Source organism: Gordonia sp. IEGM753 (genome assembly GCF_050321825.1).
GTDB lineage: Bacteria > Pseudomonadota > Gammaproteobacteria > Pseudomonadales > Pseudomonadaceae > Aquipseudomonas.
On the sequence record NZ_JBNQGB010000008.1, the window covers coordinates 176,699 to 191,849 of the forward strand.

12 protein-coding genes are annotated in these 15,151 nt (G+C 59.1%); all 12 read right to left on the bottom strand.

Annotation, left to right across the window (positions count from 1 at the left end; all coding sequences use genetic code 11):
- Positions 1-82: 82 nt before the first annotated feature.
- Complete coding sequence (locus ACQR3R_RS28060; RefSeq protein ID WP_428277531.1) at positions 83-2,017, bottom strand: methyl-accepting chemotaxis protein; 1,935 nt, start codon at positions 2,015-2,017, stop codon at positions 83-85.
- Between the two features lie 151 nt (positions 2,018-2,168).
- Positions 2,169-3,458 carry an adenylosuccinate synthase gene (locus tag ACQR3R_RS28065; RefSeq protein WP_428277533.1) on the bottom strand — a complete coding sequence of 430 codons (1,290 nt, stop codon included), beginning with the start codon at positions 3,456-3,458 and terminating at the stop codon, positions 2,169-2,171.
- A gap of 54 nt (positions 3,459-3,512) precedes the next feature.
- Complete coding sequence (locus tag ACQR3R_RS28070; protein WP_428277535.1) at positions 3,513-4,700, bottom strand: ATP phosphoribosyltransferase regulatory subunit; 1,188 nt, start codon at positions 4,698-4,700, stop codon at positions 3,513-3,515.
- Between the two features lie 317 nt (positions 4,701-5,017).
- Positions 5,018-5,887, bottom strand: a complete 870-nt coding sequence (gene hflC, locus ACQR3R_RS28075) for a protease modulator HflC (protein ID WP_428277537.1) — start codon at positions 5,885-5,887, stop codon at positions 5,018-5,020.
- Positions 5,887-7,059, bottom strand: coding sequence for an FtsH protease activity modulator HflK (hflK, locus tag ACQR3R_RS28080; RefSeq protein ID WP_428277539.1), 1,173 nt, complete (start codon positions 7,057-7,059; stop codon positions 5,887-5,889). The genes hflC and hflK overlap by 1 nt, the downstream gene beginning before the upstream one ends.
- A 96-nt stretch (positions 7,060-7,155) precedes the next feature.
- Positions 7,156-8,457, bottom strand: coding sequence for a ribosome rescue GTPase HflX (gene hflX / locus ACQR3R_RS28085; protein WP_428277541.1), 1,302 nt, complete (start codon positions 8,455-8,457; stop codon positions 7,156-7,158).
- Between the two features lie 12 nt (positions 8,458-8,469).
- Positions 8,470-8,730 carry an RNA chaperone Hfq gene (hfq, locus tag ACQR3R_RS28090; protein ID WP_007902656.1) on the bottom strand — a complete coding sequence of 87 codons (261 nt, stop codon included), beginning with the start codon at positions 8,728-8,730 and terminating at the stop codon, positions 8,470-8,472.
- Positions 8,731-8,824: 94 nt separating this feature from the next.
- Positions 8,825-9,796 carry a tRNA (adenosine(37)-N6)-dimethylallyltransferase MiaA gene (gene miaA / locus ACQR3R_RS28095; protein WP_428277544.1) on the bottom strand — a complete coding sequence of 324 codons (972 nt, stop codon included), beginning with the start codon at positions 9,794-9,796 and terminating at the stop codon, positions 8,825-8,827.
- Positions 9,796-11,706, bottom strand: coding sequence for a DNA mismatch repair endonuclease MutL (mutL, locus tag ACQR3R_RS28100; RefSeq protein ID WP_428277546.1), 1,911 nt, complete (start codon positions 11,704-11,706; stop codon positions 9,796-9,798). Before mutL ends, miaA begins: the two co-directional genes overlap by 1 nt.
- Positions 11,703-13,115: an N-acetylmuramoyl-L-alanine amidase gene (locus ACQR3R_RS28105; RefSeq protein WP_428277548.1), complete on the bottom strand. Its 1,413-nt coding sequence runs from the start codon at positions 13,113-13,115 to the stop codon at positions 11,703-11,705. Before ACQR3R_RS28105 ends, mutL begins: the two co-directional genes overlap by 4 nt.
- A 15-nt stretch (positions 13,116-13,130) precedes the next feature.
- Positions 13,131-13,601, bottom strand: coding sequence for a tRNA (adenosine(37)-N6)-threonylcarbamoyltransferase complex ATPase subunit type 1 TsaE (gene tsaE / locus ACQR3R_RS28110; RefSeq protein WP_428277550.1), 471 nt, complete (start codon positions 13,599-13,601; stop codon positions 13,131-13,133).
- Complete coding sequence (locus tag ACQR3R_RS28115) at positions 13,589-15,088, bottom strand: NAD(P)H-hydrate dehydratase (RefSeq protein ID WP_428277552.1); 1,500 nt, start codon at positions 15,086-15,088, stop codon at positions 13,589-13,591. Before ACQR3R_RS28115 ends, tsaE begins: the two co-directional genes overlap by 13 nt.
- Positions 15,089-15,151 lie beyond the last annotated feature (63 nt).

Below are 15,151 nucleotides of genomic sequence, written 5' to 3' on the forward strand. Positions count from 1 at the left end.
TCCGGAGCAGGCTCGCCCACATTAGACCGCGATCAAATGTGGGCGGAGTTGCTCGCGAAGGGGTCAGTGCGAACAACTACGTTTAAGCCCTGAATTGCCCCAGGCTTGCCTTAAGCTGCGCCGCCAAGCCATCCAGCACCTTGCCGCTGGCCGTTGTCTCCACCACGGCCTGCGCAGCCTTTTCAGCCTGAGCATGAATGGTCTCGACTCGCCCCCGCACCGCCTGCGCACCTTGTGCCTGATGAGCCGCAGCTTGCGTCGCCAGACCAATCGCTGCATGCACCTGCTCAACTGACGCCTGCACCGACTGCTGCAACCGCGCACTGTCACGCAACACCAGAAGACCTTCGCTGGCCTGACGCCCGGCTTGCCCTATCGCTGCCACTGCCTCACGCGCACCTTGCTGCAAGGCTACGATGTGCGCCTGGATGTCGCCCGTAGAACTTTGAGTCTTGCTCGCCAACGCGCGCACTTCGTCCGCTACCACAGCGAACCCGCGACCGGTCTCACCGGCACGCGCCGCCTCGATGGCCGCGTTCAGCGCTAGCAAGTTGGTTTGCTCGGCGATCCCGTGAATCACCGTCAGCACCACTTCAATCTGTTCACTTTGCTGCGCCAGCCGCTCGATGACTTTCGCCCCCGTGTCGACTTGCCCGGCCAGCGCCTCGATCAAGCTGCCGACTTTCGCCGAGGTCCGGGTGTTCTCGTCGGTCGCCTGGCGAATATCCACCACTTGCTGCAACGCCGCCTGCATGGCGTTGCTTTCGGACTGCGCCTCATCCGCCATCTGAGAGAGCGCGCGCAGGCTCTCGGCCACTTCATCACGCTGCATGCCCGCAGCAGCATCAGCGCCGGCGTTTCGTAACGTCATGGCACCAATTTCAACGCCAGTACGCTGCGCGACATCACCCGCCTCGCGCACGATGGGTTGCAGCTTGTCGACGAAGCGATTAACCGCCGACGCCATGTCGCCGATTTCGTCCTTGCTATTGATTTGCACACGCTTGGTGAGGTCGCCCTCGCCCGCCGCCAGGTCATCCATGGCAGCAATCAGCAATTTCAAACGATTGACCACACGCCGCCCCAACACCACCGCCAGTAGCAAGAGCACGCCAAAACCGACCAATGCCAGCCCCAAGCCGATGCGCCAGCGCAAAGTGCCCGCCGCCTCCTGCACGGTGCTGGCAGTATTGGCCTGCATGTCAGAAGCGGTGGATTGCGCGGACGCCAGGCGTGCACGCATCGCCGTGGCGCTGTCTGCAGCCGCACCTTTGAGGCTGTCGCCCACCAATTGATCACTGCTGGCAATCAGTGCCGAAAAACGCTTATCGAGGGCCGCCAGATCAGTTTCAACCGAAGCCGTCGACACACCCATCAACACCTTGCCGATTTCGACGCCATTAGGGTTGATCGATGCCTCTAGGTAATACACCGAGGGATCGTTCTTCGCCGCATCCAGCACTTTGTCCAGCGCCCGTTCGCCCTGGCCTTTTTCCAACAGAGCCTTGTTGATCGGGTTTTCGCGATTGAGGTAACGCGTCAGATGCTGGCCCGTCGCGTCGTCATAAACCACGAACAACACATTTGGATTGCGCTGCGCCCGGCGCGCGAATTCGGACAGGGTGGGCACGTCGCTATCCCACATGGCACGCGGTGCAACCGAGGCCAGCAGCTGCGCCATGTCGTTCGCGGAGTCCTTCAGGTCTTTTTCCAGCGTCGCACGCAATTGCGCCTGTTCGTCCTCAAGTTTGGAGGACAAACCTGCGGTCAGGCGCTGGCGAGTACTGGCGGAAAGACTGTCCAGACTTGACGTGACTTCTCGACCGGCCTGTTCCAGCTCACCAGAAAGTTTTTGACTGTCGAGGCCCAGGCGCACCCCCAGGTCGGCTTCCAGCGCTGTCACCGTGCTCCGGGTCAGAGCGACGGCTACAAGCACCTGCACCAAAAGTGCGATACCAAGGGTAACGAACACGGGCCGCAACAAACGGCTTTGTAACAGTGAGAGAACGGCCGACACTTGATATCCCTCTGCATGGACGCCATTAAATTGATGGCACGCCAGAATCGTTGCTATTTATCAACATCACACGCAAAGGTCATGCCGTCTGACAGGCATAAACGACAAAGGCCCCAATTAAGGGGCCTTTGTGTTTTACATCAACAGCTTATCAGTCGAACGGGTGGCGCAGAACGATGGTTTCGTTGCGATCCGGGCCCGTCGAAATAATGTCGATCGGCGCGCCGATCAGCGCTTCGACGCGCTTGATGTAGGCGCGCGCATTGGCTGGCAGCTCATCCAGGTTTTTCGCACCGACGGTCGACTCGGTCCAGCCCGGCACTTCTTCGTACACAGGCTGCAGGCCTACGTAGCTGTCGGCGTCAGTCGGGGCGACATCGTTACCTTCGGCATCTTTGTAGCCGATGCAGATGTTGATGGTTTCCAGACCGTCGAGAACGTCCAGCTTGGTCAGGCAGATGCCCGAGATGCTGTTCACATCGATAGCGCGACGCAAGATAACGGCGTCGAACCAGCCACAGCGACGTGCGCGACCGGTAGTCGCGCCAAACTCGTGACCTTGTTTGGCCAGGTGCGCACCGACTTCGTCGAAGAGCTCAGTCGGGAATGGACCCGAACCTACACGGGTGGTGTAAGCCTTGGTGATACCCAGAATGTAGTCCAGGAACATCGGACCAACACCCGAACCGGTAGCAACGCCACCCGCAGTGGTGTTAGAGCTGGTCACGTACGGGTAGGTACCGTGGTCGATGTCCAGCAACGAACCTTGGGCGCCTTCAAACATGATGTCTTTACCAGCGCGACGCAGGTTGTGCAGCTCGGCCGTCACGTCCAGCATCAGCGGCTTGAGCAGCTCAGCGTATTCCTTGCATTCGGCCAGGGTCTTTTCAAACTCGATGGCAGGCTCTTTGTAGTAACCCACCAGCATGAAGTTGTGGTAATCCACCAGTTCACGCAGCTTGTCTTCAAAGCGCGGCATGTTGAGCAGGTCACCAACACGCAGGCCGCGACGCGCAACTTTGTCTTCGTACGCCGGGCCGATACCGCGACCGGTGGTACCGATCTTCAGCTCGCCACGGGCCTTTTCACGGGCCTGGTCCAGCGCAACGTGGAAGGACAGGATCAGCGGGCAGGACGGGCTGATACGCAGGCGCTCACGCACCGGTACACCTTTCTCTTCCAGCTTGATGATTTCCCGCAGCAAGGCATCGGGAGCAACTACCACGCCATTACCGATCAGGCACTGCACGCCTTCGCGCAGCACGCCCGAAGGGATCAGGTGCAAGACAGTTTTTTCGCCATCGATGACCAAGGTGTGACCAGCGTTGTGCCCACCCTGGTAGCGCACTACGGCGGCAGCATGTTCGGTCAGCAGATCAACGATCTTGCCTTTGCCCTCATCACCCCATTGGGTGCCCAGGACTACGACATTCTTACCCATAACACTTGTCCTCATTCGCGCAAACTTGGTGCCGGCAGCGGCCGGCAGGAAAACTCAAGAAGCCAGCGGCAATATTTGCCAAAGCCCGTTCTGCTGAATCAATTGCCGGTCGCAGTCCGCTTCACGGGCGGCGGCCAATGGTTGCCCAGGCAATGCCTGAACGACACGCTGACCCTCACTGCGCAACTGGCAAACCTGCTGCCAGAGTGCCGCATCCGTACTGTCAGGCATCCAGATACCGCCAGACGGTAGCTTGATCTCAGCACGCCCCAGGGTCACCAGGGTTTTTAAATCGGTAGAGAAACCTGTTGCCGGACGAGCGCGACCGAAATCGGCGCCGATGTCGTCGTAACGACCGCCCTGAGCGATGGACTGGCCAACGCCTGGCACAAACACCGCGAACACCACACCGGTGTGGTAGTGGTAGCCACGCAATTCACCCAGGTCGAAATACAGCGGCAATTGCGGGAAACGCGCAGACAGACGCTCGGCAATCGCCAGCAAATCGTCCAGCGCTGCCAATACCGGGGCCGGCGCACGCGCCAGGCGCTCGCGCGCAGCGCTCAATACTTCACGCCCGCCGCACAGATCAACCAACGCTCGCAGCATGCCCGACAGATCGGCAGGCAAACCCTCGGTCAAACTAATGACCTCATCGATGGCCTTGCGTTGCAGCGCGTCGAACAACTGCTGCTCAACTTCACCGGACAATCCGGCAGCGCGGGCCAGGCCACGGTAAATACCCACATGACCGAGGTCCATGTGCACATCCGGCACATCCGCCAGTTGCAACATGCCCAGCATCAGGCTGATCACTTCCACATCACTGCTCGGACTGCCATCACCGTACAGCTCTGCGCCCAATTGAATCGGGCTGCGCGAGGAAGACAAGGCGCGTGGCTTGGCATGCAGCACACTGCCGGCATAGCACAGACGGCTTGGACCTTCGCGACGCAGGGTGTGCGCGTCGATGCGCGCCACTTGCGGCGTGATGTCCGCACGGAAGCCCATTTGCCGACCCGATTGCGGGTCGATGACCTTGAAGGTGCGCAGATCGAGGTCCTGGCCCGCGCCGGTCAGCAAGGATTCCAGGTACTCGATATGGGGAGTCACGACAAACTCGTAACCCCAGCTCTGGAACAGATCCAACACCTGACGACGCGCAACTTCGATGCGCGCAGCTTCTGGTGGCAGTACTTCTTCGATGCCATCTGGCAGCAGCCAGCGGTCTACCGTTGCCATTACGCCATTCCCCTATGATCCGGGCGGCAAGCCTTTGGGCGAGCCTTGAGTGAAGCAGAAAATAGTCGGCCCATGCGTGCAAACCGCGCGCATGAACAACGTGGCAAAAAACCTGAACCAGGCTTCGCCAACCACTTTCCTCGAAAAATCTGTCGAGTCAATCAACTCGGGCGACTGCATGACATACAGCAATCAAACGTGCAGACGCAAAAAAGCCGGGAATTTCCCGGCTGCCGCATCATACACACGTTTTCCGAAAGGATCACCCCGCCCGAGGTTTTAGCCGCCAGGCGGGGAAGATTCAGGTCAACGCCGTATCAAGGTTTGGCTTTTTCCAGGTAACGGAAGAAGTCGCTGCTCGGGTCCAGGACCATGACATCGGATTTGCTTGCGAAGCTTTCGCGGTAGGCACGCAGGCTACGATAGAAACCGTAGAATTCCTGGTCCTGACCGTAAGCCTTGGAGTAGATCGAAGCAGCCTGGGCATCACCGTCACCGCGAACCTCTTCAGATTCACGATAGGCTTCAGCCAGCAACACGCGGCGTTGACGATCGGCGTCGGCACGGATGCCTTCTGCCAGCTCGTTACCCTTGGCGCGGTGCTCGCGAGCTTCACGCTCACGCTCGGAGCTCATGCGCTCGAACACGCTACGGTTCACTTCCTTCGGCAGATCGATAGCCTTGACCCGAACATCGACAACTTCGATGCCCAGCTCTTTTTCCGCCATCGCATTCAACGAGGCAGTGATGTCGGCCATGAGCGCATCACGCTCACCGGAAACCACTTCATGCAGCGTGCGCTTACCAAACTGGTCACGCAGGCCCGATTCCAGACGACGGGAAAGACGTTCGTCAGCGATCTGCTTGAGGCCGGAAGTTGCGGTGTAGAAGCGCTCGGCATCTTTCACGCGCCACTTGGCGTAGGCATCGACCATGACGGCTTTCTTTTCCAGCGTCAGGAAACGTTGCGTCGGTGCATCCAGCGTCATCAGGCGTGCGTCGAATTTGCGCACCTGGTTAACGTAAGGCACTTTCACATGCAGGCCCGGCTGGACATCAGCCTGGACCACGCGACCGAACTGCAGCAATACCGCTCGCTCGGTCTGAGCCACGATATAGAAGCAGTTCCAGGCTGCGATCGCCACGACGACGCAGACAATAAGGGCGATCAGCGATTTATTGCTCATCAGCGACTCTCCCTGGTACGTGCTTGCTGTTGCTGCAGATCTGCTGCCGCACGTGCATTCGCTTCACTGCTGGCGGCTGCCGGAGCAGTTACCGGTGCACTGGTGTTGCGGCCACTGTCGATCATCTTGTCCAGCGGCAAGTACAGCAGATTGCTCTGGCCATTCTTGTTGCCGGTCACGAGAACCTTGCTGGTATTGCTGAAGACTTCCTGCATGGTGTCCAGGTACAGACGCTCACGAGTCACTTCAGGTGCTTTGCGATATTCGGCGACCAGTTTGGTGAAGCGGTCTGCCTCACCCTTGGCGCGCGATACCGTTTCATCGCGGTAACCATTGGCATCCTCAAGGATGCGCTGGGCCTGACCACGCGCTTCCGGCACGACGCCGTTGGCATAGGTTTCAGCCTGGTTACGCGAACGCTGCTCGTCCTCACGGGCACGGATCACGTCATCGAAGGCTTCCTGCACTTCACGCGGTGCAGCAGCGTTCTGTACGTTGACCTGAGTCACGGTAATACCGGTGCGGTAGGTGTCCATGAAGCGTTGCAGACGCTCCTTGATTTCGCTGGCCATCAGTTCACGACCTTCAGTCAGCACCTGGTCCATTGCAGTGGAACCCACCACGTGGCGCAAGGCACTTTCAGTCGCGTGTTGCAGGCTGATTTCCGGCTGATCGACGCTCAGCACGAAGTCCTGCAGGTTGCTGATTTTGTACTGCACAGTCAGCGGCACTTCGACGATGTTCTCGTCTTCAGTCAGCATTTGACCCTGCTTGGTATAGGCACGCTCACGCGTGACGTTTTCCAGGTACTTTTTATCGATCGGCGGGAAGTAGATGTTCAAACCCGGGCCAACGGTTTCGTAGTACTTGCCAAAACGAAGCACCACGGCTTGTTCCTGCTCATCGACTACGTAAACGGCGCTGTACAGCCATACGGCCGCCAATACGACGAGCACGATGCCAAGAATGCCGCCGAAGCCACCACTCTTGCCCGAGCCACCGCCGTCATCACCACGTTTTTTACCACCACCGAACAACCCGTTCAGGCTTTCCTGCAGCTTTCGGAAGGCCTCGTCGAGATCCGGTGGTCCCTTGCGGTCGCCGTTATTGCGGCGCTTGCCACCCCAAGGATCCTGATTATTCGAGTTGCCACCCGGCTCATTCCAAGCCATAGCGCTCTCCATCTGATAAAGCAAAGACGCACCCACGGCGCGCCGACCAATGCTACAGAATGCCTGTCACCACGGCACAACCGCTTTCTCAGGCTTTTATTGCAAAGTGTGTTGTTCGATGAACTCTGTCGGGACAACGCCTTCACGGCTCACCAGCCGATTGAGCTCCGAGCGCGGCAATCGAACGGCCAGCAAGCTGACACCTTCTTCGTCGTGTTCTTCTTTCTGCACTGCGCCGAGTTCGAAAAACTGCGCACGCAGTCGGGCGAATCGTTGCGGCAAGCGCAAGATACCGATAAACAATTCACCGCCGAGCAACTCGGCAATGGCTTGTTCAAGCAATTCAAGACCACTGCCATCACGTGCCGACAACCACACCCGTTGAGGCCTGCCGTTTTCGTCGCGCTGGATTTGTGGCTCAACGCCTTCGAGCAAATCGAGTTTGTTATAGACCTCGAGGATCGGCAAGTCCTGGGCGCCAATCTCGCCCAGCACCACCATCACCTGCTCGATCTGCAACATGCGATCCGGCTCAGCCGCATCGATCACGTGCAATAACAGGTCGGAATTGCTCGACTCTTCGAGCGTAGACCGAAATGCCTCTACCAGCTTGTGGGGCAAGTGGCGAATGAATCCCACCGTGTCGGCCAGGACAATCGGCCCCAAGTCGTCCAGTTCCAGACGGCGCAGGGTCGGGTCCAGCGTGGCGAACAATTGGTCAGCCGCGTACACGTCGGATTTCGTCACGTTATTGAAGAGTGTGGATTTACCGGCGTTGGTATATCCCACCAACGACACGGTCGGGATATCCGCACGCGTACGGCCACGGCGCGACTGTTCGCGCTGGCTGCGCACTTTTTCCAACCGGCCCTTGATCTGTCGCAGGCGAACCCGCAGCAGACGGCGGTCGGTTTCCAATTGGGTTTCACCCGGGCCACGCATGCCGATACCGCCACCTTGGCGTTCAAGGTGAGTCCAGCCACGAACCAGCCGGGTGCTCATGTGGTCAAGCTGGGCCAGTTCTACCTGGAGCTTGCCTTCATGGGTACGGGCGCGTTGGGCGAAAATATCGAGAATCAGTCCCGTGCGGTCGATCACGCGGCACTCGAAAACACGTTCGAGGTTACGTTCCTGACTGGGCGTGAGGATGTGATTGAAAATCACCAGATCGGCCTCTTCGGCTTTGACCAGGTCGCGCAGTTCCTCGACCTTGCCGCTGCCAATCAGGAATTTGGCGGTTGGCCGATGACGCGGCACGTTAAAAAACGCAACGGTCTCGGCGCCGGCCGAATTAGCCAACTCCTGAAACTCCTGCGGATCTTCGCGCGCCTCAGGGTCCTGTCCATCCAAGTGAACGAGGATTACTCGCTCACCACCACCGTGGCGCTCAAAGAACAAAGGAGACTCCTATCAGGCGTTACCTGGCTCAGCGTCACCCGCTTCGGATTCGGTTGCGCTAGGCAGACGAATTGGACGAACCGGTACCACTGTCGAGATAGCGTGCTTGTAAACCATTTGGCTAACGGTGTTTTTCAGCAGGATAACGAACTGGTCGAAAGACTCGATCGTGCCTTGCAGTTTGATCCCGTTGACCAGGTAGATGGAAACCCCAACTTTCTCTTTACGTAAAGTATTCAAGTAAGGGTCTTGTAGCGAATGCCCTTTTGACATGTGCCGCACTCCTTTAAGGATTCAATATAAAAAATAGGTAAACAGATGGCTTGTGGCCGTCACACCCCCAAGGATAGACGGCAATTGCAAGGACTCAGCTCAATATGGAGATGGTCCCCAAGTATTTCAAGGCGCGCGGCAGATTGTCGCAATCCAGGCTGTCCAGCCAGTGTAAATCAGCCCAACTGCGTAGCCAGGTGAACTGGCGCTTTGCCAATTGGCGCGTGGCTATGATTCCACGTTCCTGCATCTCGGCTTGCGTCAGCTTGCCATCCAGGTAATCCCAGACTTGTCGGTAGCCTACCGCACGTATTGAAGGCAACCCGTTATGCAGGTCACTTCGCATACGCAGGGCTACGACCTCGTCAATGAATCCCTGTTCCAACATTAAAGTGAATCTTTGTTTAATTCGTTCGTGCAGTACCTGGCGATTCGCCGGAGCGATGGCCAAGTTCGCGACAGTATAGGGCAATTGTTGACGCCCCGAAGCGGCTGCTTCAGTACTTTGCGCAGATTGTTGCAAGCGTAGCGCAGTCATGCTCTGACCGCTGACGCGATAAACTTCCAGTGCGCGACTGAGACGCTGCGGATCGTTCGGGTGAATGCGCGCCGCGGAGACCGGATCGATTACCGCCAATTGATCGTGAAGGGCTTGCCAGCCAAGGCGTGCAGCCTCTTCTTCGATCTGTGCGCGAACGTCGGGGTCGGCGGCGGGCATCTCTGCCAGGCCCTCCACCAAAGCCTTGTAATAGAGCATTGTGCCGCCGACCAGCAGCGGTATTTTGCCTCGCGCAGTGATGTCAGCCATGGCCTCCAGCGCGTCTCGGCGGAATTCGGCGGCGGAATAGCTCTCTGCCGGGTCGATAATATCGATCAAGCGGTGCGGGAATTCCGTCAGGATTTCTTTCGAAGGCTTGGCAGTACCGATGTCCATCCCGCGATAAACCAACGCCGAGTCGACGCTGATCAGTTCGCACGGCAATACTTTGGTCAACTCGATCGCCAGATCGGTCTTGCCCGCTGCGGTCGGGCCCATCAGGAAAATCGCAGGTGGGAGCTGGCTCATCAACGACCGCGCAAGAACAGTTTGTCCAGATCGTCCAGGCCCAGTTGGGTCCAGGTCGGTCGGCCATGGTTGCATTGACCGCTGCGCTCGGTGTTTTCCATATCGCGCAGCAGGCCATTCATTTCCGGCAACGCCAGGCGACGGTTTGCACGAATCGCCCCGTGACAGGCCATGGTGCCCAGCAGCTCGTTGAGATGCGCCTGAATCCGGTCGCTGGTGCCGTAGTCCATGAGGTCGGCCAGTACATCACTGACCAAGCGATTGGCTTCGGCCTGCTTCAACAAGGCCGGAATCTGCCGGATCGCCAATGTTTCCGGGCCAAGACGTTGCAATTCAAAGCCCAGACGCTGGAACCACGCTACGTGTTCTTCGGCGCAATCGGCTTCACGTTGGCTAACCGCCAACGACTCCGGCACCAACAGCGGCTGACCGCTCAGGCCCTCACTGGCCATGGCAATCTTGAGGCGTTCGTACATGATCCGCTCATGAGCGGCGTGCATGTCGACCAGCACCAGGCCCTGGGCGTTTTCGGAAAGAATGTAGATGCCTTTGAGCTGCGCCAACGCATAGCCCAATGGCGGAATATCATCCTGCCCGGCCGGTAGCGCAGTGGCATTGGCTTCTGGCAGCGGCGCGAAAAATTCCCTGTACGCCGCCTGGGCTTCAGCTGCGGGTACTCCGGACTGAGGCCGCGGGGTGTATTGATACTGATACCCGGCGCCCGCTCCCGAGCCTGCCGGCGCGTTGAAAGTCGGCTGGCCCTGGGGTTGCTCCAGCAACGCATTCGCGGCCAGGCGCATCTCTCCTTGAGGGCCAAACTCACCCGCATCAATGCCGGTCGGGCGCACGATGGCCGTCGCAACAGGCGCGGCCAGATGATCCTCCGGACGCACGTCACCCAAGGCTCGGTGCAAAGTGCCATAAAGGAAATCGTGAACCATGCGCCCGTCACGAAAGCGAACTTCGTGTTTGGTCGGGTGCACATTGACGTCAACCCCTGCCGGATCCACTTCAAAAAACAGTACGAAGGTAGGATGCCGGCCATTGAACAGTACGTCGCGGTACGCCTGGCGCACCGCGTGGGCGACCAGTTTGTCGCGCACGGCCCGTCCGTTGACGAAGAAGTACTGCAAATCTGCCTGGCTGCGGTTGAACGTCGGCAACCCAACCCAACCCCATAAGTGCAAGCCGTTACGCTCGATTTCAATCGGCAGCGCCTGCTCCAGGAACCCGGAACCACAGATAGCCGCCACGCGCCGTGCACGGGCCGCGTCGTCATGGGCTTCATGCAGGCTGAGGATGGTTTTGCCGTTGTGACGCAAATGGAACGCCACGTCAAAACGCGCCAGCGCCAGACGCTTGATCACTTCTTGCAGGTGATCGAATTCGGTTTTTTCAGTTTTAAGGAATTTGCGCCGCGCCGGGGTATTGAAGAACAAGTCGCGCACTTCCACCGAAGTGCCGACCGGATGGGCGGCGGGCTGCACGCGAGGCGCCATGTCCCGCCCCTCGGTCTCGACCTGCCATGCCTGGTCGGCGTCTTTGGTACGCGAGGTCAGGGTCAGGCGCGCGACCGAGCTGATTGAGGCCAGGGCTTCACCACGAAACCCCAGGCTCATGACCTGTTCGAGGTCTTCCAGGTTGCGGATCTTGCTGGTGGCGTGGCGAGCCAGCGCCAGCGGCAGGTCATCGGCAGATATACCGCTGCCGTCGTCACGCACCCGCAGCAGTTTGACGCCGCCCAACTCGACATCGACATCGATACGTTTGGCGCCGGAGTCGAGGCTGTTTTCCAGTAGCTCCTTGATCACCGATGCCGGGCGCTCAACCACCTCACCGGCGGCTATCTGGTTCGCCAGCCTCGGGCTGAGCAGCTCGATACGAGCAGTATTGGTCAGCACCTGGTTCATTGCTTGGAGGCCAGTTCAGTGCCGGGAATGGTCAATGTCTGACCAATTTTCAGCTCATCGCTTTTAAGATTGTTGGCGCTGCGCAACGTGGCCGGCGATACCTGATAACGCACGGCAATCATCGCCAGCGTTTCGCCAGGGTTGACACGGTGATCACGCGGGCCTTGTGCGATTTTGCCGGAATCTCGCAGCCAGGCGATGTAAGTGCCCGGTGGAGGATTTTGCTGGAAGAACTGGCGTACACCGCTGCTGATTGAACGTGCCAGCGCTTGCTGATGGCTTGCGGCGGCAAGCTTCGATGCCTCGTTAGCGTTCGAAATAAAGCCGGTTTCGACCAGGATCGACGGGATATCCGGCGATTTCAGCACCATGAACCCTGCTTGCTCCACACGTTGCTTGTGCAAAGGCGTTACGCGGCCAATGTTGCTCAGGACCTTCTGACCAACGTTCAGGCTGGAGGTCAGCGAAGCGGTCATCGACAGGTCCAGCAATACACCCGCCAACATGCGGTCCTTGTCGTCGAGGCTGACGTTGCCGGCGCCGCCGATCAAGTCAGAACGGTTTTCGCTGTCAGCCAACCAACGAGCGGTTTCCGAGGTGGCACCGCGATCAGACAAGGCAAACACCGATGCACCGAAAGCGGCCGCTGACGGCGCCGCATCGGCATGGATCGAAACGAACAGGTCGGCACCCTTTTTACGGGCGATTTCAGTGCGTCCGCGCAGAGGGATGAAGTAATCGCCGGTTCGGGTCAGTTCGGCACGGAAACCTTTCATGCCGTTTACCTGACGCTGCAATTCGCGAGCGATGGCCAATACCACGTCTTTCTCGCGCTGGCCACGTGAACCCGAGGCGCCCGGGTCTTCACCGCCGTGGCCAGCATCGATCACGACAATGATGTCGCGCTTGCCGGCAGGCGCGGGCGGCAGCTTGACCGGCGGATCGATCGGTGTAACCGGTACCGGCGCCACGGTAGCGACGTTGGTCGGCGCCGGAATAGGCGCAGCATCGGCGGCGTTATCGAACAGGTCGACCACCAGCCGATTGCCGTACTGGGCATTTGGCGCCAGGGTAAAACTCTTCGGCGTGACGGCTTTTTTAAGGTCGATAACCACCCGCAGGTCAGTCGGCGTGCGTTGAGCCGAGCGCATGGCGGTGATCGGAGTATTGGCCGTGGAGATGTTAAGCGGGGCGCCAAGGGACGCTCCGTTGATGTCGATCACCAAGCGATCCGGTGATGTGAGGGTAAAAACGCTGTGCTGGACTGGCCCGGTCAGGTCGAACACCAAACGTGTGTTGTCCGGTGCCCGCCACAGGCGAACGCTGTTGACCTTTGTGTCGGCCACAGCGTTGACGGTCACCGCCAAAAACAACAACCCTACGGCAGCTACCATCGCGCGAAAGCGCATACCTAACCCCATCATTTAATTGAATTCCAATGCCAAAGCGGCACACCACGACTCGCCGCGCGCGCCTTGGGGCAAAATTTTCAGCGTACGCCCGCTGTCTTGCGGGCTAATGGTAATGGTCAGGTCGGGCTTTGGCAAAAAGCCTGCACCCTTCTGGGGCCATTCGATGAGACACAAGGCGTCATCATCGAAGTAGTCGCGAATCCCTAGGTACTCCAGTTCCTCCGGATCGACCAGCCGATAGAGGTCAAAATGGAAGGCGCGGATGTCACCGATCTCGTAGGGTTCGACCAAGGTAAACGTCGGACTTTTTACCGCCCCTACGTGCCCCAGCCCGCGAATGATACCGCGAGACAAGGTGGTTTTACCGGCCCCCAAATCTCCCTCCAGGAAAATAAGACCGTGCCCTTTGGTGGTTTTTGCGATGCGTTCGCCAAAGGCAGTCATCGCCTCTTCATCAGCCAGGTACAGGGTTACTTCAGACACGGTGCTTGCTCCTCCAACAACTGACGAATGGCTGGAATCAGATCACTGGCCGCCAGCCCTCGGCCCGATTTACCTTGTTGCGCGCCAGCATTGGCGTGCAGCCATACAGACAGGCACGCAGCATCGTACGGCGTCATGCCCTGCGCCAGCAAAGCGCCAATCAAACCGGCCAATACATCGCCCAACCCAGCGGTAGCCATGGCTGGATGCCCCTGATGACATAACGCCAAACGTCCGTCGGGACTGGCGATCAGGCTGCCAGCACCTTTGAGCACCACCACAGCTGTATATTTTTTGCTCAATGCATGCGCAGCCGCCGGGCGATCAGCCTGAACCTCGGCGATGCTCATCCCCAGCAACCGCGCGGCCTCACCCGGATGCGGTGTGATCACGCAGTCGCGGGGCAAACTCACCTGCGCTTGCGCCAGCATATTCAACGCATCCGCATCCCACACCTGTGGCAGCGCAGCATTGGCGGCTGCCGACAACAGGCTGCGCCCCCAAGCGGCCTGCCCCAAGCCAGGGCCGACAACCAATACCGAGACCTTTTGCAGCAACTCCATCAACTGATTGGCCGACGAAGTGCCCAGCACCATGACCTCCGGAAGTCTGGCCAGGGCAGCCGGGACATGCTCGGCACGCGTGGCCACCGATACCATGCCGGCACCGCTGCGCAGCGCACTTTGTGCACTCAGCAGGATCGCTCCGCCAAATCCGCGATCACCGCCGATCAATAGCACATGGCCGAATTTACCTTTGTGCGCCGTGGGCGCTCGGGAGGCCAGTCGCGGAAGATTGCCGGCGGTCAATCGGCAAGCGCTGACGGCAGTGTCAGCGAGCAACTGCGAATCGGCGCGCAGGTCATTGAAAAGCAGCTCTCCAACCACGTCCGCGGCGTCGCCGGTAAACAACCCCAGCTTCAAACCGATGAATGTAACCGTCAGGTCCGCCCTGACAGCAACCCCCAGAATTCGCCCGGTATCGGCACACAGGCCTGAAGGGATATCCACCGCAACAACCGGCAAACCGCAATCGTTGATCGCATGAATGGCACTGACGTAAGGCTCGCGCACTTGCCCCGTCAGGCCGGTGCCTAGCAGGGCGTCCAGCACAACACCCCGCAACGGCAGTTGGGCATGCCACGCTTCAATCGAGACTTTTTGTGACAGGGCCTGTGCGTGTGCCAGCGCCGCATCGCCTTGCAAGCGTTGCGTATCACCTACCGCGAACACGTGCACCGACCAACCCGCTCGCTCAGCCAACAACGCCACCAGGTAACCATCACCGGCATTGTTGCCGTGGCCGGCCAGCACAGTCAGCTCACGTGCCTCGGGCCACTGACGAACCAGCGCACGCCATGTCGCATGAGCCGCTCGCTGCATCAATTCGAAGCCCGGCGTGCCACCCGCGATCAGGCGCGAATCGAGCTCGCGCACCTGTGCGGCACTGTACAGCGCGTCGGGTAAATCATCTTTAGTGTGCGGCATGCGTCTTAGGGCTCCGATGTCTGGCAGAATTATACGCACCTCAGCTCCGGTTTCTCTCGCCTC

Coding starts and splice junctions, on each gene's coding strand:
- hfq (WP_007902656.1), bottom strand. CDS start 8,730: ATGTCAAAAGGGCATTCGCTACAAGACCCTTACTTGAATACTTTACGT.
- miaA (WP_428277544.1), bottom strand. CDS start 9,796: ATGAGCCAGCTCCCACCTGCGATTTTCCTGATGGGCCCGACCGCAGCG.
- mutL (WP_428277546.1), bottom strand. CDS start 11,706: ATGAACCAGGTGCTGACCAATACTGCTCGTATCGAGCTGCTCAGCCCG.
- ACQR3R_RS28105 (WP_428277548.1), bottom strand. CDS start 13,115: ATGCGCTTTCGCGCGATGGTAGCTGCCGTAGGGTTGTTGTTTTTGGCG.
- hflK (WP_428277539.1), bottom strand. CDS start 7,059: ATGGCTTGGAATGAGCCGGGTGGCAACTCGAATAATCAGGATCCTTGG.
- ACQR3R_RS28070 (WP_428277535.1), bottom strand. CDS start 4,700: ATGGCAACGGTAGACCGCTGGCTGCTGCCAGATGGCATCGAAGAAGTA.
- hflC (WP_428277537.1), bottom strand. CDS start 5,887: ATGAGCAATAAATCGCTGATCGCCCTTATTGTCTGCGTCGTCGTGGCG.
- ACQR3R_RS28115 (WP_428277552.1), bottom strand. CDS start 15,088: ATGCCGCACACTAAAGATGATTTACCCGACGCGCTGTACAGTGCCGCA.
- ACQR3R_RS28065 (WP_428277533.1), bottom strand. CDS start 3,458: ATGGGTAAGAATGTCGTAGTCCTGGGCACCCAATGGGGTGATGAGGGC.